This window comes from uncultured Thiocystis sp. (assembly GCF_903866365.1).
Classification (GTDB): domain Bacteria; phylum Pseudomonadota; class Gammaproteobacteria; order Chromatiales; family Chromatiaceae; genus Chromatium.
This window is the reverse complement of record NZ_CAIPNF010000012.1, coordinates 1-2,485: the sequence shown is the minus strand read 5'-3', so window position 1 is coordinate 2,485 and position 2,485 is coordinate 1. Positions and strand designations below refer to the sequence as shown.

Genomic DNA, 2,485 nt, shown 5'->3' with positions numbered 1-2,485 from the left:
GTGCGCCACCTGAGCATGAACCTGTTCGATCAGGAGGGGTCGGCGATCAGCTTGGCCAAGAAGCGCCGCAAGGCCGCGTGGAATGACGACTATCGCGCCAAGGTCGTGTTCGGCTGAGAATTTAAACGCGCTCGCCCTGGGCTTCCTCCGTCGCGCTGCGACCGAGGTCGTTGACCGCCTCTAGGGTGACCGCTTCCTCTCTAGCATCGTCCCCCCGAGGCGGACCGTGACCTGAAACGTGACTTCGTCGATTGCGCGCTGGATCAAGGCGGCCATGATGCCGTTCCCGAGAGACCGAAGTGGCTTGCACGCTATTCCAAGCCGGCACATTAAGTCAAGGCCGCACCCGTTGATCGAAGCCGATGCGGGGGGCTGCAACGGGCATCGCCCCCGGTGATGGAAACGCGAACTGCAACAGTTGGCCAACGACACCGGATTGGTCATCACCGTCTGCCACTACCCCAGTGGCGCCTCCAAGTGGAACCCCATTGAACATCGCTTCTTCAGCCAGATCAGCCGCAACTGGGCCGGGCATCCGCTGCGCAGTCTCCCGATCATGCTCAGGCTCATTCGCGGGACAACCACGACCACCGGACTGACCGTGGAGGCTGTGCTCGATACGACAGACGACAAAAAGGGCATCAAAATCCCGGCCCAGGAAATGGCCGCATTGAACATCCGACGACGACGACTTTACCCGGATCTGAACTACACCATCAGGCCAAATATAGCCATCTTACGTAATATTCAGGCCGCCCCCTTTGAATGCATCCCATTACACACAACTCTCCGTGTCCGACACCTCCCTGGCATATTTGACCCCAGCCGCGAAGTCCATGATGCGCTGCATTCCCAGCCAGATGGTTTTCAAACCGGGCTCGCCATCGCCTTTGCGACCGAGGAAACCGCCCAAGCGGGCGATGAGTCGCATCACCTCGTTGAGCCCCGCGGCGGATCCTTGGGGACAGGCTTCTTCGCCAGGATGGACGCCGCCTGCCACTCCTCGGTTTCCAGCAACAAGCCCGCGTCCAGATCGGGAACGGTGCGCCCCAAGCGCATCCAGCGGGCAATCCGCCAGCTCACCACCAGGAACAGCGCCAGGGCGCGTTCGAGACGGGCCATGGTGCCCAGGGCAGGGCCTCGACGCGGCAGGCTTCCTTGAGCACCAAAAAGAGCATGTCGATTTCCCAGCGCGCCCGGTACCCGTCGATCAACTCGACCGCGGCCTCCAGGGTGGTGGCCTCGCGGTTGGTCAGCAGGCGCCACTCGATCGGCTTGACGCCGGGTGGGGCGTTGATTTCGCGGGCGATCACGCCAGTCGCCTCCAGGGTGCCGCGGCGTCCATCCGGGAGGGTGACCCGTTGCGCGTACCGTTGTTGATGGACCTCGCGCGCCTCCCGTCCCCGTCCCGCCTGCAGGACGAAGCGGATCTCGCCCAGCGGCGCGCTCGCCAAAACCCGCTCCCACCGCCGATCGCCCTCGGGCAAGGCGCGATGGTGCTTGGCGCGCAGCCGCCAGTCGGCGGGGTGGCCCAGGTCGCGGGCGCGCACCATTCGGTCGAGCAGATCGGCCTCGCGATCAGCCAGATAGACCAGCCGGGTCTGCGACATCCTCGAAACCGGCAACGACTCCTACCGCTTCAAGCAACGAAAAAAGGCCGCTCAGACCCTCTGAATCGCCCGTTCAACTGGAAAAAATTCGATGTTGATGCCTGGTTATTTTTGGATGGTGATTGACAGACCGGATGCCTTGATGCGCACACGCGGTGCGTTGCTTGGGACGCGCACGGTGCAGGCGCTGCCTGGACACCGTGGCCGTCACGCAAGCGCGACGCTCGATCCGACCCATCCCGCCGCGCACGGGCAGGTTGCGCCTGGAGGAATCCGAGTGACCCCGCCGCTGCTTTTAACAACGCTTGAAGGTGCCGCCGAAACGCTGGCGATCAGTGCGCGCGGCGTGCGACGCCTGATCGACGCGGGCGAACTCGCCCCGGTGCGCATCGGGCGATCCCTGCGCGTGTCCGCCGAGAGCCTACGGAGATATGTGGACCGCGCCATTCCTGAGAGTCATACTCATCCGAGCGCGGGGCCGGATGTGCAGGAGAGAAGCACATGCCGAGAAAGCGCAAACAAGACCAAGACGGCCTCTATCGTCGTCCCGATTCGCCCAAGTGGTGGGCGACCTACACCGACGCGAACGGCAAAAGAGTTAGATGCTCTACTGGGACAGCGGAGCGGCAGGAAGCCGACGCGCTCTTAGCCAAATGGAAACTTGAAGCGCACCGCGAACGGCAATGGGACGAAGCTCCCCCGCATGGATTCGATGAACTGATGGTGGTCTATCTAACTCGACTTTGGCCATTTTCGCGTCCGGGGACACGCCATCCGTTCGTGCCGAAAGCGGCGCCGGGATGAGCAGGCCATGCCCGATGAACTGGCGGCAGAGGGGCGGGAGCGGTATCGTCTGATGTCGACTAATACCCCAG

General features: G+C 63.2%; 1 protein-coding gene and 3 pseudogenes. 3 read left to right on the top strand and 1 reads right to left on the bottom strand.

The genetic code is table 11. The features are described from left to right. Positions 1 to 409 precede the first annotated feature (409 nt). Positions 410 to 712, top strand: a pseudogene (locus tag QZY07_RS27280) (ISAzo13 family transposase); the annotation flags it as partial. A 63-nt stretch (positions 713 to 775) separates the two neighbouring features. Here the strand turns inward: QZY07_RS27280 and QZY07_RS00340 are convergent. Beyond that, positions 776 to 1,616: pseudogene (locus tag QZY07_RS00340) on the bottom strand (IS4 family transposase); the annotation flags it as partial. An 85-nt stretch (positions 1,617 to 1,701) separates the two neighbouring features. Here QZY07_RS00340 and QZY07_RS27275 point away from each other — a divergent pair. Together QZY07_RS27275 and QZY07_RS00335 are read left to right on the top strand one after the other, a co-directional pair. After that, positions 1,702 to 2,040: pseudogene (locus tag QZY07_RS27275) on the top strand (helix-turn-helix domain-containing protein); the annotation flags it as partial. A gap of 71 nt (positions 2,041 to 2,111) precedes the next feature. Beyond that, positions 2,112 to 2,414, top strand: coding sequence for a hypothetical protein (locus tag QZY07_RS00335; RefSeq protein ID WP_295398856.1), 303 nt, complete (start codon positions 2,112 to 2,114; stop codon positions 2,412 to 2,414). Positions 2,415 to 2,485 lie beyond the last annotated feature (71 nt).